We start from the raw sequence: 22,252 nt of genomic DNA on the forward strand, positions 1-22,252 counted from the left end.
ACAGAGGAAATACATCGATATGGACCTATATTGGACGTGGAAAAAAGAGAAGAAGAAAGCCGAACCCAAGTCATAAGTCCGGCAGATCATATCTAAAGGGAATTTACACATAAAAAAGGACTTGACCATGAGCAGGTTGTTGTAGTGAAAGCTTTATACGAAAAAACGTATAAAAATCTGCAATTGTGTTGTAAAGTAAAGGGACGTCGTTGTATGCAATGTCATAAAAAATCTGGACGGAAAAACATGATGTTTTTCCGTCCAGATTTTTTTAGGGGCTGATTGGATAGCCCTGTTTTTTATTGTCACTTACCAGCGAATGAATACAGCTGCTTCTGTAAGTCCTCCGCCAAAACCGTATAGTAATAAGTTGTCTCCTTGTTTTACTATTCCTTGTTGGACGGCTTGATCTAGTGCTAGTGGAATTGATGCTGCTGATGTATTGCCAAATTGCTCCATGCTGGTTAATGTCTTTTCACGTGGAATACCGGTCCGCTCCAAAATAGCTTCTACAATGCGCATATTAGCGCTATGTGGAACAAACCAATCAATATCATCAATCGTATATTCGTGATCAGCTAATAGCTGTTGAATGCCCTTAGAAACGTTAGTGACTGCCCAGCGGTATACTTCGCGACCGTTTTGCACTATTTTTCCGTTCGTTTGGATAGGTGTCTGTTCAATTGTAGGTGCCAATTGGCTCAAATAGACTTGATGTCCACCGTTGCCATCTGTGCGTGAAAAAGAAGCAAGCAGACAGCCAGGCTGATCTGTAGTATATTCCATAACAATTGCTCCAGCACCGTCACCAAATAATATACATGTGCTTCGGTCAGTATAATCTGTTATTTTCGACATGGCATCTGCGCCGACAACTAATATTTTTTTATAAACACCGGATAATAACAAACTATTGGCAAGTTGAATGCTTGCTGTAAAACCGGCACAGGCAGCGCTAACATCGATGGCTCCGCATTGTGCAATAGAAAATTTTGCTTGTACACGTGCAGCCATACTTGGAAATATCGTATCTGGTGTAGAAGTTGCTACGATAATATAGTCAACATCTGAAAGCTCAACTGGATAACGAGACAACATATTTTCTATCGCAGCAAAAATGAGATCACTAGTAAATTCTTGTTCTGCAGCTATTCTCCGTGTACGTATACCTGTACGTTTAACAATCCATTCATCACTCGTCTCGATCATTTGTTCAAGTTCTTCATTAGTAAGTACTCGATCAGGTGTATAAGTGCCGATTGCTGTTATTCGAGCGGTAGAAAATGGTGGAGTTGTCTTCGTCACGAACTGTCACATCCTTTATAGATAATGGTGATATCTGGTTTTAGTACTTGGTACTAATTATAAAAGCAATCTTTCCTTGTTGTCAATATTAGTACGCAGCAAATTGAATCCTATATTTTACTTCATGTAATGTCTATAAAACTGTATATTATGTTCGCTATAAGCTCATTCTAAAAACGGGCAGAACGCCTATGAAAAATAATAAGGAGGGTTTATATGCGTAAATTTATGTTACTTGCTACAGCAACAGTATTATCAGTCGCTATTTTTACTGGTTGTAGTAAAAAAGATGATAGTGGTGTGCAGCAGCAAGGGATGATGAAAGACGGTATGATGCAAGATGGTACGATGATGCAAGACGGCATGATGATGCAAGACAAACACTTCTCCAACGATCAATTGAATAGTGCTAACCGAAACAAAGGGAACAATTTGATTGGTAATCACAAAAATTATCGGATGGAAATGAGTAAAGAAATAGCAGATAAAATTGTAAAAGATGCAAAAGTAAATTCAGCTTATGTTATGCTGACCGATAATAATGCCTATGTTGCAGTGATGATGGACGAGAACAATAATAATACTGCTATGAACAAGAACGATAATAATGCTGCTATGAACAAGAATAATAATAATGCTGCTAAAGATTCCATATCAGATGAGGTCAAACAGAAAGTTACCAAAGTCGTAAAGAAAGAGCAACCGAAAATTGAGAATGTATATGTATCAACTAACCCGGATTTTGTTGGTCGTATGCAAGGTTATATGAATGATGTTGCTGCTGGAAATCCAATAACAGGATTTATTTCGGAATTTAATGAAATGGTCGATCGTGTCTTCCCAGCTGTAACGACAGATACGAAAGATTTTAAAGGATTGACTCAAGAAAACGGACGAAAGATGCAAAAATAAACAAAGTGGCTTCCACTAGAGAAAGCTGCATATATAGAAAATTTCTATATGTGCAGCTTTTTCAAATGAAAACAAACATTGACCCATTCAAGATGATTCGTTAAAGTAAAATTAGTAATTATTTATGGTAAATTTTGAATGTAGGGGTGAATATCGTTTTGTATCGAGTGAGAAACAAAGATGTAGGTGCTAAGTGGTGGACTTCATTAATCTTTATCATGATAGCTTCGTTGTTTATTTTTTTACCAAATACAGCGTATGCTTCAAATACTGAAAATAGTGATACTAATGCTAGTAATGATGAAACAGCAGCATCGATAGCTGTGCAAAATAATAGCTTTGAAGAAGGGGAAACGGGCTGGCAACGAGTAGACTGGCTGCAAGATGGTGAAAGTACGACGTTTCAAATAGACGCTGCACAAGCAGTAACGGGAAATGCAAGTTTGTTTATACATAATGTAGCTGATAATCATGCGCGATATGTGCAGACTATTTCTGTGGAAGAAAACAAATTATATCGCATCCGTGCGCAAATAAAAGCCGAGGGTTTTAAAGTAGGTCAAGCTGGTGCGCATATACAAATCGAAGGTGTGGCAGCTTACTATCCGGATGTACATGATACGTTCGGACAATGGCAAATGGTTGACATGTATGTGCAAACGGCAAAAGACCAGCAGCAAATGACTATTGGTTTAAGTGCTGGTGGATATAGTAGTAACAATGCTGGCAAAGCATGGTTCGATGATGTAGCTGTGGAACAAGTAACTATCGTGCCGGATGGATATTCTGTTTATCAAGCGTTAGCTGCTGAAACGAATACCGCGTCTGATAGTGAACAACAACCAGTGCATATATCGCTATGGTCCATTTTGCTTTTTGCTGCATTATTTGCTTTTTTAATGTATGGATTTGTTGTTCTCAAGTTTCGAATGGAAGGGCAGCAACTATTAAGTGAACAGTCTTTAACGAGCAAACAAACATTGCTGCACATTCCTTACGTTGTATGGAGTCTAGTTTTTGTTGGGTTAATTCTTCGAGTAATAGTAACGATATTCCAACCTGGTTATGCTAATGATATTGGCTTGTTTCAACATTGGGCTAAATTAGCGAGTGAGCTAGGACTGCCGGGATTATATGCGACGGATAATTTTATTGATTACCCACCTGGATATATTTATGTTTTATATGTACTTGGAAAGTTGCATCAATGGCTGCAAATTAGTTATGCTGATCCATTTTCTATTTTATTGTTTAAGTTGCCGATCATATTGGCTGATGCGTTAACAGCGCTAGTTATATTTCGAATTGCTAATCTGAAATTACATACAACGTATGCCTCGTTGTTAGCTATCATTTATTTATTTAATCCACTAGTTATTACGAATTCTGCTGCGTGGGGACAAATAGATGCTATCTATGCGCTTATATTGGTGCTGTCTATTCAAGCGATGATTCAACACAAAACTGTTGCATTATCGATTTTGTTTGCAATAGCAGCTTTAATTAAGCCGCAGACATTTATATTTACACCTGTATTGCTTTTATATTTGACGCATCGAAAGGATATTAAACAATGGTTAATTAGTGCTGTTGTTGGCTTTACTACTTTTTTAATTCCAACGCTCCCATTCTTTTTGGGGCATGGTGGAATACCAGCGTTAATTAAATTGTATAGTTCCACCTTATCTTCTTATCCTTACGCTAGTTTGAATGCCTATAACATATATACTTTGTTTGGCGCTAATTGGCTGTCCAATGATGTTACGTTTTTAGGAAGTAAGTTATCTACATGGGGCACACTCGGTATATTTACTGCTGTCATTATTGCCCTTTATTATGCGCTAGCACCTGCTACTCAAACAGCAGACAAGCGATTCATCGATGCTTCGCATATTAAACGCTCTTTTTTTATTGCGATGGTTTTAATTGCAGTCGTATTTTTATTTGTAACAAAAATGCATGAACGATATATGTTCCCCTTTTTATTGTTAACTATATTCGCTTATATCGAATCACAAGATCGTAGATTACTTCATATATTCTTCGGATTTACGATAACGAATTACGTGAATGTTAGTATCGTACTCGCATATAGCAAATTTACAGCACAAGTGCCAACGGAAGGAATCGCAATAATAGGTTCGCTTGTTAATCTCGTTCTATTTGGCTACATGCTGTATGTTGGATATGATTTGTATATTCGTGGAAACGTAAAGAAGTGGGAGTTAAGTCGTGAGCAGGCGGAGCAAGATCGTCAATTGCTAACAACGATAAAGGATGATACGACAGAGCAAGTAAAGGCTAAAAGACGAATAGGGCGAAAAGATATCATTATAATGACCGTCATAACGGTTGTTTACGCTACAGTAGCTTTCATTAATTTGGGAGCGACGAAAGGACCTGTTACAGTGTGGCAGCCAAAAAGTAGCGGTCAAAGTTTTTATATTGACTTAGGTGATATCAAAGAGATTGATCGGATTACCAGTTTTGGTGGAGTAGGAACTGGTGCTTATCAATTAGCATTTTCTAATAATGGAACAGATTGGTCTTATGAAATGGAAGTGGAGCAGGATCATGTCGCTGTATTCGCTTGGAATACACAGAAGATACAATTAACTGCTCAGTATGTGAAAGTGACCACGCAAAAAGCTGGATTTTCGATGCATGAACTTGGGGTGTACGAAGCAGATTCGACTACGCCGCTACCGATAGCTGCTATCTATGACGAACAGGCTGTTGATGCGAGACGTGGTAATGTTGCACAGTTGTTTGATGAACAGCAATTGATGATTCGAGATCATCAGTTTAAGTTCGGTAGTTATTTTGATGAAATTTATCATGCTCGAACTGCTTATGAACACCTTGAAGGGATTAAAGCATATGAAAGTACACATCCTCCACTAGGGAAAATAATTATTGCATTAGGCATTAAATTGTTTGGTTTAAATCCTTTTGGTTGGAGAGTTGCTGGGACGGTTATTGGTATATTGATGTTGCCGATCATGTATATATTTGCGTTACGATTGTTTCGAAAAACACCATTTGCTACTATAGCAACGGCATTGTTCGCTGTTGATTTTATGCATTTTTCGCAGACAAGAATTGCAACAATTGATGTGTATGGTGTATTTTTCATTATGTTGATGTTTTATTTTATGCACCGTTATTTTATGATGAATTTTTATCGAGATCGGTTTGTCAAAACACTTATTCCATTAGGGCTAGCTGGACTGATGTTTGGTCTTGGATTTGCCTCTAAGTGGATCGCTGCATACGGCGGTGCTGGTTTAGCTGTAATGCTTGCTATCTCATTATTTGCTCGTTACAAAGAGTATAGAGCAGCTAAACGTGTATTAAAGAGCGGGATCAATCGAGCCGAAGGTTTTAAAGAAGGAATGGATCATTTTAATGGATCGATATTCGAAAAACGAGAGCTGACTCGTGTTATTGAAAAGTTTCCGAAATATACGATTTACACATTGCTCATCTGTCTTGTCTTTTATGTTGTCGTTCCACTTGCCATCTATATGATGTCTTATATTCCGGTTCTGAACGCGATGGATAGCGGATATACGGTGAAAGCTTTTATCGATTATCAAAAAAATATGTTTAATTATCATAGCAATTTAGTATCAACTCACGCCTTTAGTTCTTCGTGGTGGGAGTGGCCGTTTATGAAACGACCAGTGTGGTATTATAGTGACAAATATGTCGTAGAAGGAATGAAATCCACTATCGTGGCACTTGGTAATCCAATCATTTGGTGGACAGGTCTCTTTGCGGTTATTGCTACCATTTGGTTCAGTATTAAACGGCGGGACAAATGGATGTATACTGTTTGGATTGCTTATTTGTCTCAATATATACCTTGGATGCTAGTAACGCGTGAAACATTTTTGTATCATTATTTTGCTATGGTACCCTTTATGATATTAAGTATTGTATATATGTTTACACTAATAGAAGAACGATACCCGAAATGGAAGAAAGTCAAATATATGTACACGGCTGGTGCAGCTATATTGTTTATCCTTTTTTATCCTGCATTATCCGGGTTAACTGTACCAGATTGGTATATCAATGTTTTATTACGCTGGTTTCCTAGTTGGGTATTTTAATGGAGTGGCAGGAGGAGAAGACATGATAGCTGCATCTGATACAAGGCAGAATAGAGTGAAATATAGTGTGATTGTACCAATGTATAATGAAGAAGAAGTCATTACACATACGTATAGTCGGTTGACCGAAGTGATGCAGCAAACAGAAGAAACATATGAGCTAATCTTTGTAAATGACGGTAGTCATGATCGAACGTTAGAGGTCATTAATCAGTTGAAGCAGCAAGATGCGCATGTACGAGTAATTGATTTTTCACGTAATTTCGGTCATCAAATTGCGATTACTGCGGGAATGGACTATGCGGAAGGTGATGCAATTATCGTCATCGATGCTGATTTACAAGATCCGCCAGAAGTGATCTTGCAAATGATTGAGAAGTGGCAAGCTGGCTATGAAGTCGTCTATGCGAAAAGAGAAAAGCGTAAAGGCGAAACGTTATTCAAAAAGTGGACAGCTAAACTGTTTTATCGAGTGCTCCGTCAAATGACCAACGTGGAAATACCGTTAGATACTGGTGACTTTCGGTTAATCGATCGAAAAGTAGCACAAGTATTACGTGGATTAAAAGAAAAAAATAGATTTGTAAGAGGTTTAATTAGTTGGATTGGTTTTCGGCAAACAAGTGTCTCTTATGTACGTGAAGAACGATTTGCGGGGGAAACGAAATATCCACTTAAAAAAATGATTTCTTTTGCACTGGATGGCATTACGTCATTTTCATATAAGCCGCTCAAAATTGCTAGCTATATTGGTTTTCTCGTTTCTTTAGGTGGTTTTGTTTATTTGTTAGTCGTCATTTTCCAACGGTTATTTACGGATACGACGGAAACTGGTTGGGCATCCATTATCGCTATTATTCTTATTTTTAACGGTATTATATTAATGCTGTTAGGAATTATTGGCGAGTACATTGGGCGAATATATGATGAGTCAAAAGATAGACCGCTCTATATTGTTCGATCTGTTGATGAAAAGAATGAATTAGAGGATAAGCGTTTATTAGAAAAAAATAATGAAGGAACACAGTAATGAACCGTTTAAGGCAGTTTTGGTGGAAAAATGGTAAGCAGTTTGTTATGTTTAACATGGTTGGGCTGTTGAATACTTTTGTAGATATTGCTATATTTAGTTTGATGATCTGGTTTGGTTCTTTTATTGTGCTGGCGCAAGTGTTAGGATACATAGCAGGTATGCTGAATAGTTATGTATGGAATAGTCGGATTACTTTTCGTCAATCAACACACGAACAGACACCAAACAAGAGAGAAAGTATGATAAATGACCGTACTGTTCAAAAAGGGCGTTTTATTATATGGAATGGCTTGTTGTTACTACTTTCTACGGTGTTAATCGTAGTCAGTACCGACTATATTCATCTAGGCGTTGCCATTTCCAAAGCGCTAACTACAGTATTAATTGTAGTGATCAACTATGCTGGCAGTAAATATTGGGTGTTTGTTGATCAAGAGAAACGAGCGATGAATGAAAGGGAGTGAGTAGATGAAAAAATGGTTGGCTTATGGGCTAATTATTATTGGTGTTTTTGTTATTGTATATCCAGTTGCGGCAGAATGGTACGATAATCGCAAGCAAGAAAGAGTCATTGCCGAGTATGAAGAAGATATGAGGTTATTGGAAGAAGAAAGTGCGAAGTTAGCAGCGCAAAACCAGTATAACGATTTGGATCAGTTGTTTACGGAACAGTCTAATGTGTCAGAAGACGGAGAAGCAGCAGAAGCGGAAGAACCGAATGCAGCGCAGGGGGTAATGGATAAACTGCCAGATCCGATTGCGACGATCAATATACCAAGTATCGGGCTTAAATTGCCTATATTGGAAGGTGCAACCCAACAAAACATGAAATATGCGGCAGCTCATTTAACGGAAACAGCAGCTATTGGCGAGGTTGGTAATGCTGCGATATCCGCTCATCGTATGCGGGCGAAAGGTAGATTGTTTAATCGGTTAGATGAAGTGGCTGTCGGGGATAAAATTACAGTAGCTAATGGTGACGATTCTTTTGAATATACTGTCTACAATGTATCTGTAGTTGATCCTACGGATGTATCCGTATTAAGCTACAACAATACAGATAAACGACTGACATTAATAACGTGCGAACCGATTGTTAATCCAACGCATCGCTTAATTGTCCACGCTGAAATAAAGTAGTGAAATGAAGAAGGGCTTAACTAGCTAACATTAGCTAGTTAAGCCCTTATTAAATATAAGAAAGTATGGAAACTGGCTTATATTTAGTACGAACGCAGTTCACCCAATTAATTAGGCGCATGTTCGTTTTAGTCGCATAGATAGCAATTGAAAAGAAGATAAGCTGGAAGTGGTGCAACTATTAGATTTGTAATTCTCCAAGCTTAATTAGCTCAACAACGGCTTGTGAACGACCTTTAACATTCAGCTTTTGCATTACATTCGTGATGTGTTTTGAAATACAGTAGAAAAAGTTATGGTGATGTAATTTTCGTTGTTGTTTGGTCGATTGGTAGTTGAAAGTGGGTAGTAATATGAATGGTACCGTTATTTTCTATTTTAATTTCTTGTAGAAGTTGTTTGATAACATAATGCAACTCGTCAAATAGAGGAAGTTTCAGTTGAAGTAAAGCATGTAAGTCATTCCATATTGTACGTTCTAATTGCGATGTATTTTTGGCAGTCTTCAGTTGCTCAGTAATAACATGGAGTCGATCTTTGGTTGTTTTAATTTCTGTTTCGAAAAACGTTTTTTCGAGCAAATATTGTTGTTTATCATGGAAAATACCTGACCAATAATCGTGTCGTAGTTGTAATAAATATTGCCGTTTTTGTTCGACTTGTTTTGTTAGGCGATCTATTTCTTCGATTAAATCCTCGTAATCATATTTTATCAAGTGCCGATGTTGTTCCAACAGCTGGCTTGCAGTGGAAGATTGCTGCATCCAAGCTGCTAATTGCTGCAAAACTTGTTGACGAACTTTATGATATGGCAGCCATAACGCATTTTGACAACCAAGTTTACCTTGTCTTCGTCGTTTGGAACAGGCGAGATAGCGATAGCTTTCTTCTGTACCTAAAATTAATTTACTATCGCTACTAGCTTTCATTGTAACCATCGCACAGCCACAGTGATAACATTTTATAATGCCAGAAAATAAATTTACTTTTTGTCTATTGCCACCTTGCATTCCTTTGCTTCGTTCTAATCGAATCGTTTGGGCTAATTGGAAAGTAGCTTCATCGATAATAGGTTTATGAGTCGTAATGTTTTTGGCATATCGCCATAAATGTTTCGGTTTTTGTACTAAAACTGTTTTTCGTTCCGCCGTATCATTTACATTCGTGTATACTTTTTTTGTTTCAAATTTAGAAAAACGATTTTTACCAGCATAAGCTTCATTTTGCAAAATTCGAGAAACAGAGGTAACTCCCCACAATCCTCCACGAGGTGCTTTAATATGTTGGTCATTCAAATAGGTTACTATTGCTTTTTCCCCTAATTGATTTGTCGTATACAGTTGATATATAAGTTGTACGATAGGAACTTGCTCGGGCTGAGGAATAAGTTGATTCCGTCCGTTTATTTTTTTGGCGCTATATCCATAAGGAGGGCGACTACCTGTAAAATTACCGCGCAATGCGGATTCTCGCTTTCCTCGTCTAGTACTGCGACTAATTTGTTCACTTACCGATTGATTGATACTTGATATAATGGAAAATAACATCTCGTCATCTCGATCTGAATCATAATGATCATCAATAGAGATCAGTCGAATGTGAAGAGCGTTCACTAATTTTCGTTTTAAATTGATGGAATCACCAATATCTCTAGCAAATCTTGATAAAGCGGCAAAGATAATAATTTGGAACATGCCACGTTGCGCATCCCTTATTACTTGTAATATCGCTTGCCTATCGGTAATGTTTGTTCCTGATTCACGGTCTTCATAGATAAGTCGTTCTTCAGTTGCAAATCCCATATCTTCGGCATAATGTTTGCAAGCAGCAATTTGATGTTCCGGACTATCTTTTTGACTATCTTTGGTCGTACTTACCCGTACATAAATAGCAGCTTTTTGCATGTCATTACAATCCTTCCGTTTCATTATTTTCCACACAAGCTTTTTGAATAATCCGTATAGCTAATTGTTCGATAATGGTTGATAAGTCGAGTTCACCTTCTGTATACAAATAGTGAAATGTATCCTCCATTTGTTCAGTCATACTACTCTCCTCCATCATTTCTATGATGTGTTAACAATTTGGTTTATTGTTGCAGATGCATCAGTTACGGAACGAACGATATTTCAGGCATCCTGCAATCAATATATGAGATAGAGGGGTTGACCTATGTCATGGAGGAAACGACTTTACGACGGCAGCAGCAGCTTTTGACACAAAAATAAAAAGCAGCCAGCATCAGTTTTTACACGGATGAGGCTGCTTCTTTGTTATAATGATCGATCGACAGAACCACTGGATGTTACTTTTTGTTGTTGGGCTCGTTTAGGTAACTGTGTTTTACCTATAAGAATCCAATGCATTGGTAATTTTTGAATAAGTGCAATAATAAACCAACTAACGAATAATGCGATGAAAAAGGCAGCTACAACAGCAAGTTGATATAACAACGCATTTCCAGTATCTAAGTAGCGACGAGTAATAAATAATATAAGCGGATGTAATAAATATACGCCGAAGGAACAAGCGCCGAGATGGAGTAACCAATACCGCAGCTTAGGTCCTAGTTTTTTGTATAACCAAAATGCTGCTTGGAATAGAACGATAGCTGATAACCATGTATGCAAGTTCCACGTTAAATCAAGTAATCGAAGATGGAATTTTGCTTCGCCCATTCGTTGCAATGTAATAAATGTACCTTGTACAGCACTTGCTGCCAGCCACAAAGCCCACAGCAGATATTTCCAGCGACTTCGTAAAAAATTCATAAATTGATCATAGTAAAAGGCAACGAATATTCCGAGAAAATAATGAGACATATACGAGAATGAAATGCTACCTTTGTAAGGATACTTAATATAGTACATGTTTAGATATATAAATGCCCATTGGATAACGAAGCCGATCCATAGTGCATGTTTTGCCATTTTGGGCCATTTTTTAAAATATAGCAATAAGAAAGGAAATAAAATATAAAATTGAACGTTAACAAATACAAAGTAAAGATGGGCGTAAGCTTTGCCTCGTAGTAATTGTGCGAAAAAGCTAGTGACATTATCCCAGTTAAAATCAATCAAAGTTCCTTTGTAATACAGTTGTAACAAGTAGTAAATAGCAGAAAATAATACATAAGGAATTAAAATATATTGAATTCGCTTCAAGTAAAAACCTTTGAAAGAACCGAGTGTAAATTCACGATCTCGATAGCTGTAAAACAAAACAAATGCACTTAAAAAAATAAAAGTTGTCGTCCCTATTTTTAGAAAGGCATTCATGAAGTTGTAAACGGGATACAGTGTTGCGGTTGACTCCAGCATCGTTTCTACTTTGGAAGTAGCGTGTACGAAAATAACGGATAATATAGCTAATGCTCTTACGATACCAAGTTCATTAATATAGGGTTTTGCTGCTTTTGTAGTACTATTCATGGAATGCATCCCTTCGCGTTTTTGTTTTTTGATGAAAAGATACTTTATATATGTTAACATGTTCTAGTCTTAATAACTATTAAAATTGTTTAAAAATTCCTTAATATATGTTGTCAATTGTTGAAATTATAAAAAAAATGTAACATTATAAGAGAAGAGTTCGTTAGTATGGCTGAGTTGATTCGAGAGGAGTTTATGAAATTGTCTAGGAAATATGGAATAACAGCTTTAATTTTGACTATTTGTTTAGTAGTATCTGCTTGTTTTGGAGGAAAAGAATACCAGGCATTAGATCCTTATGTTCCATCTGATGTTAGCTCAGAGGGGACAGGTGTAGCGTTGGAGGAAAACTATGCTATAAATGCTGTAGTTGTTACAAGCGATAGTGGAGCTGCACATGAAAGCACGCTACAACATTTACAACAATCTAATTTGGTTCAACTTCAATCTTCCGAAATAGCAGTATCCGATTGGTTGGCGGTTCAACAACTAAATGAAGTTTACGATTTAGTATTGGTGGATAGTAGTTTAGCGAAAATAGGACAAAAAGAATTACAACAATTGATTGACAAGACAAGAAAGTTTGCAGAAGGTGGCGGAACAGTTTGGCTGCCACATGAATTTGTTACGCTATTTCCTGCTGATTTGACAGGAATAAAAGAAACGGTAGCGATAGATAGCACGTCATTGGAATTTACCTATCCTGAAGTGGATCATAACTTGCAAAGTATGCAATCGGTATGGCGCGAATTTACAGAGACGTACAAACAATATAATGGGCTAAATCCGGAGTTTCACATTAATCACGAATACGGTGCTGTATTAGATACGGCTAAGCCGATTGTTGCTCTTGATGATGCTGTTTTGTTTGCTGCTAATCAAGTTGGTAAAGGAACTGTTTTATGGACAAATCGCTTCTTACCTAATCAACAGTTTATTACACGAACAGATTTTCAACCGGAAGCTGAGCAGAAATATTTTCATTTTGGCTATGCAACTGCTAACTATATGTTCCATACAGAAATGGCGGCATATGCAGCGAAAGAGAAGTTTGGCTATTCATTGTTGAAAGCATACGGACCATATGGTAGACCTGGGTTAGCATGGCAAAATCATTACGAAGAAGCGTACTCATATGTGCTAGAAGATATGATTACATGGACCGACTTATTATATGAAAACAAACAGATTCCAACCTTCTCATTAGTACGCAGTAGTTATAATGGGGGGCAATGGCACTCTTCCATCGCTTGGAACGAAAACATAGGCTCCAAAGAGCAACCGAAATTTGCTGGATCTAATGAGCATACGTTGTTCAGTAGCGGTGTGAGAATGCAAACAGAGCAAGATTATCTCGATTTCAATCGTTATCCAGAATACAATTCTCTTATGTCTAATACGGAGCTTCCTTACCGAGCATATATGACAGCAGTAGATTGGGATGGCGATGGTTTACTGGACCTTGTAGCTGGTGAAGCGGAAGGAAAAGTATTGCTACTGAAACAAAAACAGTCAGACGCATTCAATTTATTTGAACAACCGGTAGAAATTAAAAATGTGAAAACAACCGATTATGCAGCACCGACTGCTGCTGATCTTAATGGTGATGGCAAATGGGATTTGATCGTTGGTGATGGGGCTGGAAAACTGTTTTATTATGAAAATAATGGTTCCGAAGGTAATCCTTCATTTGCAGCTGCTAAAGCAGTTGTCGATGAAACAAGCGCACCAATCACAGTCACTGGACCAGCTGCACCATATATAGCTGATTGGAACAACGATGGTGTAGTTGATTTGTTAATTGGAGACGGGGAAGGCTTCGTCCACTTATTTGTTGGCAAACAAGTGGATCAAACGATACAGTGGTCAGCAAGTGGGAAACTACAAGCAGGCGGGGCAGATATTCAAGTGAAGAAAAATGCAGCTCCAGCTGTCGCAGATTGGGATGGCGATGGTAAAGTAGATCTGTTGGTTGGATCTAATGCTGGACCTATTCAATTATTTACACGTACAAGCGGAGAGAGCTTAACAGATGCTGGACCTATCCAAGCAGAACATTATAATTTCTATGGTAATCAAGACTTGATGGCAGGTAAAAACGTTATTCCACTAGTCGTTGATTGGAACAAAGATGGACAACCTGATTTGCTTACTGGTCATATGGAGTATGGTATTCCTAGACCGATTGATTTAGGCTTTTTCCCATACAAAGAAGAAGTATTGAAAAATACGAAGTATGCTGTAGATCGGTATATACCATTAATTCCACATATGTTTTTGCATAGCAATTTGACGGATGAGCAAGAAAAGAATCAAGTAAAATTGCATAAGGAAATGTTTAAAAACCTTGGTTTAGAGTGGGAAAATGATATGGGGGTTAATCACCATACATGGCGGGTAAATAATGATATATTGCGTACATTTAAAAATCAAGCAGCATCTGGGATCTGGTGGAACTTTGGTTTCAACCCACCGTATGTAAGTACTGCACCGCGTGATGGGGTAGAGTTTTTACTGGGTATGCCGTTTGATTTGTCAAAACAAATGGAGATAAAAGGTATAGATGACGAATCTATTCCATTCGTGTTGAACGTACCAGCTCCACATATATTGAATTTTAATCGTGCTTGGGATGCATTAGCTACGTTTAATATGCCGCTTACGTATTTTGAACATATTGAGCATGGGCTGAAAAAAGGTTCCGATATTTATAATAAGCACATTAGTCAAATTAACGCATTGAATGATTTTAGAGCTAAGTATAATTACACTTTTATGACTGAACAACAAATGGCACGTTCATTACTTAATACGTTCCATGGTCAAGTCGATGTTACGATGCAAGAAAATGGCTTCACATTATCTCCAGATATGAGTAAAGTGCCATGGCAAGTAAAAGAGTATGAAAACACGCTTGGTATTCGATTGGATGTTGGAGAAAAATTTAGTCAACTAGAGCTAAACACAGACAGCTGGTACTATTCTAAAGATGAACGAGCATATTATATAGGTTTAGATAAACCAGTTCATGTTCAGTTTGTTGAAAAATCTACTATGGATGAAAGAATTTATATTAGCAAAACGAATACACCAGTACAAATAGAAAAAACAGAAGATACGTTGAAAGTAACATTAGGTACTTCAGGGATGCAAGAAATTACTTTCTATTCTCCTGTACCACTTGAGTTTACAGAAAAACTTGATTTTGTAGAGCGTAATGGTGATTTCTATACAGTTATTCATTATGGAGAACCAATTACATTTGAAGTAAAAGCTTTGAAAAAATAATACAAGTAAAAGTCATGAAGCTAATTGGAGTGGGAAAGTTGACTCGAATGAACTTCATGGCTTTTTTTACTGTGTTTCAAAACCGATCAGCTTCGAAATGTGGTTTCTAACTGTTTTTTCACTAATAAATAGTTGTTGTGCTATGTCACGCGTCGTTTTATCCTGAACCAATAGCTCAAAAACTTCTCGCTCTCGATTCGTCAAAAGAAATTTGTTTTTGTGGTCGTTTCCCCTCAATGTGTGTCACCCCTCCTTGCACGGGTATTTATATTTACAACAAGGTAAAGGGATACAGTCAACATATAATATGTTTCCTTGTGCATAATGGTTCATTATCAGATGAAATTGGGCAATTGGTTTACAAATTAATTGAAACAACTAGATTCTTATACACTTTATGCTATTATTAGTTTGTATTAGATTATTTATTGCAATGCAAATTAATGGTAAGGGGCAAGATGACTAGCATGCAACGAAATGTGTGGTTAATAGCAGTAGGTCTTTTAGTAATCCTTATATTATTGAATAACTCGATTTATTACTTCATGACCAAAAAGTCGTTAGAAGAATCATTAGAGCATGAATTGTTATCATTAGCTAAACAGATCGAAATTTCTGTGGAACAATCTCGTCTTGGATCGGAGCAATTCGAGAAGCAAATTGGACGTGAATTACGTGCTGCTGCCATTGCAACACAATATGCACTAGATTCCGATATTGAGAATGTAACAGATCAACAACTAAAAGAACTGGCTCTACAGTTGGATATTAACCATATTAGCTTACTTAAGCGTATGCAAGACGATATTGTTTTGTACCGATCTTCTGACAAAACCCAATTAGGAAAAAGTACGAAAAACTGGGTTCCGTGGCATAGTTACTTTCAACAATTGTTTCGTACGAAACAAGTAAATGGAAATTGGCTAGGGCAAACGTTGCCGCATTTTTGGAGTGGTCCTTTTGAAGTTTCTTCTACAGATGTAGCGAATATTTATAAATGGGGCTACTATTACGATGGTACAACCAATTACATTATCGATCCATATGTGCATTACGAATATTTACGCGAGTATAACGAAATTACAGGAATTGACAAATTATTACATGATTTATTAGCAACACAAAAAAACTTGTTAGAAATAACGGCAATTAATCCGTACACATTTCCCGATGGTAATATAACAGGATATGCAGATGGGCAAAAGCGCGATCATGTCGTGCAACGTGCTATTTTATTTGGTTCCTATCAGCATATGCTTAGTAAGGATGAGGAAGCAGTACAACAAGCTTTTACACAACGAAAAATTGTAACTTTAGAAGAAAAAACAGATAATAAACATTTATTTAAAATGTTTGTTCCTGTAGATGTAAAAGATAAAGGAATTAATATAACGAACTATAATGGTGAACCAATGGATCACTATGTGCTGTCGATTGTTTCTGATTACAGTGTTATTACAGAAGAGCTTCATGCCCAATTTTTGAACATTGGAGCTATCGTTATAATATTGTCCTTGTTCAGTTTTTCTATTGCTTGGTTTGCGATGCGCCAATTTAAACTTTCTCAAGAAAAAGCAGTACGGATTACACAAGAAACATATGTCGAAGAGATGAATAGTTTATTTCACGCCATTCGTTCTCAGCGTCATGACTACTTAAATCATATGCAAACGATTCATACGATGGCTGAACTAGCTAAGTTTACTGAATTACGCCAATATACGAAGCAGCTAGCTAATGAAATTAATACGGTTTCGGATGTTATTCCTGTTGATAATCCAGCAGTAGCAGCATTATTACGTTCGAAGCTTTCGCAAGCAGATTCGTTCAAAATTAAGTTTGAATGCAAATGCTCTCCTTTGCAGATGAAAGAAATGAGTGGGAAAACGTTAGATATTAATCGGATACTAGGTAATCTAATCGACAATGCTTTTGATGAAGTATTAAACTATGATGAGAATTTACGTTTTGTTGAACTAAGCTGTGGACAGCAAGATAATCGTATCGTTATTGAAGTGTCCAATTATTGCCCACATGCCAAACAATTACAAGCCAGTATGTTATTTAAAGATGGTCATACAACAAAAAAAGGTAGTCACCAAGGATTAGGATTATCGATAGTCAAAGAGATTACGGATCGTTATCGTGGCGAATTACAAGTATATTCTAAGGAAAAAGAATTTATCACATTTCTTATTATGATCCCGAATTAGGGCGGCGTGTATGGCATGAAATAGATAATAAACATCATCTGTGTCATTTTATTTCGCAGTGTGATGTTTTTTTGTTATGATAAGGAGATAGAGATAAGGTAGGTGGAGCATGAATGTTACCTTTTACAGAACTGCAAATAAGCGAACTAGAAAGAAGCTTGCGTCAAGATTGTACGGAACAAATCATAAAACGCGGTTGGAACTACTATAATGATCATCATGTGAAAAAAATAGAAATATCTGATCATCGTACAATACTAGGTCATGTTGCTGGATCGGAAGTTTATGCTGTTACAATCGATGCAGAGGAATTTCATTACAGTCATTGCTCTTGTCCGTATGAACAATGTTGTAAACATATAGTGGCTGTTTTTTTTCAACTATTGCAACAGAACATGCGCTTTAGTAAAGAAGAAATCGAGCAATGCTATTTTCGCTTGTTAGGGCTAAAACCAGCAAGGCAGCTTGTCTCGGCTAATGATGAGCTTGCAGACAATGGAAATTATACAGAAGCGCAGGCGGAACAATGGGTTTCTTTTCTACAAAAAAAGTATGGTGAGTCATGGCGAGGGTGTAGACATTCGTTGCATCCGATACAATCCGTCTTAACGAATATAAAAGCAGTTGCTCGCGATTGGAATGTACAGGTGCAAAAATTATATTGGTGCTATGCGATTATTTTTGTACTAAAACAGTCAGAACGAGCGGTAGCTTCAATCGATGCATTTAGTCGATATTACTATGAAACAACATTTTTACGTATGTCCGAACCGTGGTTGGCACAGTTTCACGATCTATTAGAACAGTTTATAGCGGATGCTGGGGATGAGTATGAGCAAAATACGGCATTGAAAAATTGGAGCCAGCTTGTTGTAGCAGAACTACGTAACAGTGCGCTTCATAAAGATCGTCAATTGATTGAGTGGGACTACATGTACATCGCGGCACTTCGTACGTTAGGTAAGTCATCCTATCTATTACAACAAGAGCAAGATAAAGTGACTGCCCTAATAGATCACCCATCACGCGCGATCTGGAACGAGGATTATATACAAATGGCGGCGGGATATATTACGTTTGAGCAAGGGAAGTATGAAGTCGCTTTACAATATATGCATGATGCTAATTTTGATCGTGTCCAAAAATTGATCTATGACTGTGTGCAGCAACTAACCAACAAAAGAGAGCTACAGCAAGTAATGGATTGGTTACATTTTATCTATACTCAGCTTCAAAGTAGTACAGGAAAACGTACAGTTGGACCATTTATTCGCTTATGTTTAGCTGCGGAAACTGCGTTTCCCGATGCTATGCATTTTGAGAAATATATGCTTGGATTACTTCCGCATTCTTATCTGGAGCTTAGTGAATACTTGATAGCAACGGAACGTTATAAAGCATGGGCAGAATTACAGTTGTACACTGGAGTAAAGCTGGAAGAGGTCAATATGGAACAAGTGCGCAAAGTGGCTGCATCTGATCCGCAACAAATGTTGCCGCTATATCATCAATCCATTGATGCTTCCATATCGTCTCGAACGAGGCAGGGATACCGAATGGCTGCTAAACAGTTGAAAGCTTTAGAAAAACTATATCAACAACAAGCTAAAACAGATAGTTTTCAACGTTATATTTATTTTATTGCGGATAAACATAAGCGACTTCGTGCTTTTCAGGAAGAGCTGTGGAAAGGGAATTTAATAAAATGACGCAAATTTCCAAACTTCAACGTTTGCATATAAGTGGGTTTTGGGGAAAAGAGGTAGATGATCAAGCTTCAGTGATCATTTATTCTACTGATCGCATTGCAGGAATGAAACTGCGTAATCTACTATTTGCTTGGCATCAGTCAAGCTGGTACGGAACCGAAATTACGATATCACAAGTAGGCGAGCAAGCTTATTTTCATTTGACAGCTGTGCAAGCACTCGATTTTTTGTCAGATGTAAGAGCAATTAGTATGGTAGACATCGTATGGAGCGAACAGATGGAGACACTTATTCAAATGGCAAAATTACTGCGAGAAATACTGGTGGAAGGTTGGTTTGAGCCGAGCTGGTCGAAGTTTCGTCAACAACAAATTGGATTTGATGTCACATTTCCTGAGCAACATACGTCCAAAAAACAGCAGTGGCAGCAATTGCTGCTAGCAGCGGAACAGCATGGAAATGGTGCTGTTAGTCATTGGATTGATGTCGTATTACAACAATTAATTCGGGAAAATGAAGCTGTACATCGAGCATACACTCACGTAGTAAGCAATACGAGCGATATGAAGTTGAGTGAAGTATATACAGATGAACAAGATTGGAAAATCGCAATTGGGCTAGAACAAGATACGACACCGTTTCGTCTTGCATTACATTTGTTGGAGCCGGATCGTGATGAAGGACGTACGGAGTGGCAGGTCGTTCCGTCCATTCAGCCATTAGATGAAACGTTATGGTATCCGCTTCATTATGATGCAGAAACGAAGGAATGGTTCTTTTTTTACGATGAGCTCCAGTGGAATAACGAGCAACTACCAGAACAGTGGCAGTCTTTTATTACAGAAAGAGTGGAAAAGGAAGAACAGAAATGGTCTGCATTATTATCCGATTGGTCTAGCAAATATAACGAACAGCAAAAGAGTGGAACATTAAATGAAATAGAAGTATGGCACTTTTTGCATGAAGAAAGTATACGTTTAGTAGAAGCCGGTTGTTCTGTTGTGTTACCTGCATGGTGGAATGAAGTGCAGAAACAAAAAATGGAGCTGCAAGGTAAAGTGAAGGATCAATATGGGACAATAGCGGAACCGCTCGTCGGGCTGTCGCAAATTGTTCAGTTTGATTGGCAATTAGCAATCGGTAATGTGCAATTGACGGAAGAACAGTTTTTGCAACTTGCTGCGCAAAAGCGTCGATTAGTACAGATCGGTGGGCAATGGATTCATCTCGATCCGAATCAAATGGAGCAAGTACGCGATTGGCTCAAAAAAGTTGGAAAACGGAAGCAGTATACGTTTCGTGATATGTTAGAAATCCATTTGCATGCGAATGATTCCTTTCAATTGGAAGAAGAACATCAGACGATTGCTATCGAGTTAGAAATGAACGAACATTTGCAGCAAATTATGAATCAATTGAAAAATATAGCGACTCTCCCTATACCAGAAGTGTCTACCATGCTGCAAGGGGAGCTGCGTCCATACCAGCAACAAGGAATGGCTTGGCTTTTGTTTTTACGCAAGTATGGTTTAGGGGCAGTTTTAGCTGATGATATGGGGCTTGGTAAAACCATTCAGTTTATTGCTTATTTAACTCATATTAAACAAGCGAAAACAATGGGAACTGTAAGTGAAGTATCTCGCTATCCATCTTTACTGATTTGTCCTACTTCCGTTATTGGAAATTGGGAACGAGAGCTTGCTCATTTTGCTCCAAACTTAAACGTTATCGTCCATTATGGCAATAAGCGAATAAAGGACGAGTCGTTCTATCGTTCTGTTGCTGATGCTGATTTGGTAATTACTTCTTACTCCTTAGCATTGCTCGATCATGAACAATTACAAACGATACAGTGGGATGCACTTTGTCTGGATGAAGCTCAAAATATTAAAAATACGTATGCCAAAGGTACCGTTGCTATTAAAAAAATTATGGCGCATCATCGGATTGCGATGACGGGTACGCCGATGGAAAATAGATTGACGGAGCTATGGTCGATTTATGATTTTATTAATCCAGGCTACTTGGGTAGCTTTACTAAATTTCGCAATTTGGTCGTCAATCCGATCGAAAAAACACGTGACACACAGTTAATTACTAATTTGCAGCGCTGGGTACAGCCTTTTATGCTTCGTAGAGTGAAAAAGGACCCAGCTATCCAGCTGGCGTTGCCAGATAAAGTAGAATCGAAAGTGTTCATTACGTTAACCGAAGAACAAGCGGCAATTTATGAAAGTATCGTTAATGATATGCTGCATAAAATCGAGACGCTTGATCCGATGAAACGGAGAGGATTAGTATTGTCGTCATTGTCTCGTTTGAAACAGTTGTGCAGTCATCCCTCTCTCTATTTGAAAGATCAATCGAAACAAATGTGGCAAGAAAAGCGTTCCAATAAGATGATGCGTTTGTTAGAAATGGTAGATGAAGTAGCTGCCAAAGGGGAACGTTGTTTAATCTTTACGCAATATGTAGAGATGGGTGAACAGTTGCAAAAGATATTGCAACGTCGTTTGAAATTGGATGTACCTTATTTATATGGTGGAGTAGCCAAAGAAAAGCGAGATGAAATGATTGCACAATTTCAAGACCAAAGCTCTACTTGCTGTGCTTTTGTATTGTCCTTGAAAGCAGGCGGGACAGGGTTAAATCTAACGGCGGCAAATCATGTCTTTCATTTTGATCGATGGTGGAATCCAGCGGTAGAAAATCAAGCAACGGATCGTGCTTACCGTATTGGGCAATCGAAAGATGTACAAGTGCACAAATTAATTGCGCTAGGTACGTTGGAAGAAAAAATAGATGCGATGATTGATAGTAAGCAGCTACTTAACGATCAAGTGGTTAGCCAGTCCGAACTATGGTTGACGGAGCTATCTACAGAGCAATTACAGGATGTATTTATGTTAAGACAAAGCTGGTTGAAAGGATAGAAGTGAATGGTGGAAAAACAGCAACAAATAGTAGTAGAAAAACAAGCTGATTCAAATGCAGAAGCTAACGAAGTGACCGAACGGTCAGATGCTTGGCAAGCATTTTATGATGAAGTGAGGATAGCATTAGAGCAGCTACGAGAGTAGCTGCTTTACCTGCGTTGCATAGC

General features: G+C 37.7%; 15 protein-coding genes and 1 pseudogene. 10 read left to right on the forward strand and 6 right to left on the reverse strand.

Annotation, left to right across the window (positions count from 1 at the left end; translation table 11 throughout):
- Positions 1 to 309 precede the first annotated feature (309 nt).
- A complete protein-coding gene (locus ACFSTH_RS14100; protein ID WP_377775410.1) occupies positions 310 to 1,305 on the reverse strand; it encodes a ketoacyl-ACP synthase III in 996 nt (331 codons plus the stop codon).
- 216 nt (positions 1,306 to 1,521) lie between these two features.
- Between ACFSTH_RS14100 and ACFSTH_RS14105 the strand changes: the two genes are divergently transcribed.
- The 5 genes from ACFSTH_RS14105 (at position 1,522) to ACFSTH_RS14125 (ending at position 8,508) form a co-directional block, all read left to right on the forward strand.
- The gene (locus ACFSTH_RS14105) at positions 1,522 to 2,217 is read left to right on the forward strand and encodes a YhcN/YlaJ family sporulation lipoprotein (protein ID WP_377775408.1); all 696 of its coding nucleotides are present in this window, start codon (positions 1,522 to 1,524) and stop codon (positions 2,215 to 2,217) included.
- 167 nt (positions 2,218 to 2,384) lie between these two features.
- Positions 2,385 to 6,335 carry a glycosyltransferase family 39 protein gene (locus ACFSTH_RS14110; protein WP_377775414.1) on the forward strand — a complete coding sequence of 1,317 codons (3,951 nt, stop codon included), beginning with the start codon at positions 2,385 to 2,387 and terminating at the stop codon, positions 6,333 to 6,335.
- A gap of 22 nt (positions 6,336 to 6,357) precedes the next feature.
- Positions 6,358 to 7,365, forward strand: coding sequence for a glycosyltransferase family 2 protein (locus ACFSTH_RS14115; RefSeq protein ID WP_377775406.1), 1,008 nt, complete (start codon positions 6,358 to 6,360; stop codon positions 7,363 to 7,365).
- Positions 7,365 to 7,832, forward strand: a complete 468-nt coding sequence (locus ACFSTH_RS14120) for a GtrA family protein (protein ID WP_377775404.1) — start codon at positions 7,365 to 7,367, stop codon at positions 7,830 to 7,832. Before ACFSTH_RS14115 ends, ACFSTH_RS14120 begins: the two co-directional genes overlap by 1 nt.
- Before the next feature lie 4 nt (positions 7,833 to 7,836).
- On the forward strand, positions 7,837 to 8,508 hold the full coding sequence (locus ACFSTH_RS14125; RefSeq protein WP_377775402.1) for a class D sortase: 672 nt from the start codon (positions 7,837 to 7,839) through the stop codon (positions 8,506 to 8,508).
- 181 nt (positions 8,509 to 8,689) lie between these two features.
- On the opposite strand, the pseudogene ACFSTH_RS14130 reads toward ACFSTH_RS14125, so the two are convergent.
- The 4 genes and pseudogenes from ACFSTH_RS14130 to ACFSTH_RS14145 form a co-directional block, all read right to left on the reverse strand.
- Positions 8,690 to 8,788 (reverse strand): annotated as a pseudogene (locus ACFSTH_RS14130) (LuxR C-terminal-related transcriptional regulator); the annotation flags it as partial.
- A gap of 13 nt (positions 8,789 to 8,801) precedes the next feature.
- Positions 8,802 to 10,436 carry a recombinase family protein gene (locus ACFSTH_RS14135; protein ID WP_377775400.1) on the reverse strand — a complete coding sequence of 545 codons (1,635 nt, stop codon included), beginning with the start codon at positions 10,434 to 10,436 and terminating at the stop codon, positions 8,802 to 8,804.
- On the reverse strand, positions 10,417 to 10,554 hold the full coding sequence (locus ACFSTH_RS14140) for a hypothetical protein (protein WP_377775398.1): 138 nt from the start codon (positions 10,552 to 10,554) through the stop codon (positions 10,417 to 10,419). The genes ACFSTH_RS14135 and ACFSTH_RS14140 overlap by 20 nt, the downstream gene beginning before the upstream one ends.
- A gap of 227 nt (positions 10,555 to 10,781) precedes the next feature.
- Positions 10,782 to 11,939 carry an acyltransferase gene (locus tag ACFSTH_RS14145; RefSeq protein WP_377775396.1) on the reverse strand — a complete coding sequence of 386 codons (1,158 nt, stop codon included), beginning with the start codon at positions 11,937 to 11,939 and terminating at the stop codon, positions 10,782 to 10,784.
- A 168-nt stretch (positions 11,940 to 12,107) separates the two neighbouring features.
- Between ACFSTH_RS14145 and ACFSTH_RS14150 the strand changes: the two genes are divergently transcribed.
- Positions 12,108 to 15,227, forward strand: a complete 3,120-nt coding sequence (locus tag ACFSTH_RS14150; RefSeq protein WP_377775394.1) for an FG-GAP repeat domain-containing protein — start codon at positions 12,108 to 12,110, stop codon at positions 15,225 to 15,227.
- A 66-nt stretch (positions 15,228 to 15,293) separates the two neighbouring features.
- On the opposite strand, the gene ACFSTH_RS14155 is transcribed toward ACFSTH_RS14150, so the two are convergent.
- Positions 15,294 to 15,464, reverse strand: coding sequence for a LuxR C-terminal-related transcriptional regulator (locus ACFSTH_RS14155; protein WP_377775392.1), 171 nt, complete (start codon positions 15,462 to 15,464; stop codon positions 15,294 to 15,296).
- A 230-nt stretch (positions 15,465 to 15,694) separates the two neighbouring features.
- On the opposite strand from ACFSTH_RS14155, the gene ACFSTH_RS14160 reads away from it, so the two are divergent.
- From ACFSTH_RS14160 to ACFSTH_RS14175, 4 genes are all read left to right on the forward strand, one after another.
- Positions 15,695 to 17,440 (forward strand): sensor histidine kinase, encoded by a 1,746-nt coding sequence (locus ACFSTH_RS14160; protein WP_377775390.1) that lies wholly within the window; start codon positions 15,695 to 15,697, stop codon positions 17,438 to 17,440.
- Between the two features lie 113 nt (positions 17,441 to 17,553).
- A complete protein-coding gene (locus tag ACFSTH_RS14165; RefSeq protein WP_377775388.1) occupies positions 17,554 to 19,149 on the forward strand; it encodes an SWIM zinc finger family protein in 1,596 nt (531 codons plus the stop codon).
- The gene (locus ACFSTH_RS14170) at positions 19,146 to 22,082 is read left to right on the forward strand and encodes a DEAD/DEAH box helicase (protein WP_377775386.1); all 2,937 of its coding nucleotides are present in this window, start codon (positions 19,146 to 19,148) and stop codon (positions 22,080 to 22,082) included. Before ACFSTH_RS14165 ends, ACFSTH_RS14170 begins: the two co-directional genes overlap by 4 nt.
- A gap of 6 nt (positions 22,083 to 22,088) precedes the next feature.
- Positions 22,089 to 22,229, forward strand: a complete 141-nt coding sequence (locus tag ACFSTH_RS14175) for a hypothetical protein (protein WP_377775384.1) — start codon at positions 22,089 to 22,091, stop codon at positions 22,227 to 22,229.
- The last annotated feature ends 23 nt before the right edge of the window (positions 22,230 to 22,252 follow it).

The organism is Paenibacillus yanchengensis, assembly GCF_042684845.1.
Lineage (GTDB): Bacteria > Bacillota > Bacilli > Paenibacillales > Paenibacillaceae > Pristimantibacillus > Pristimantibacillus yanchengensis.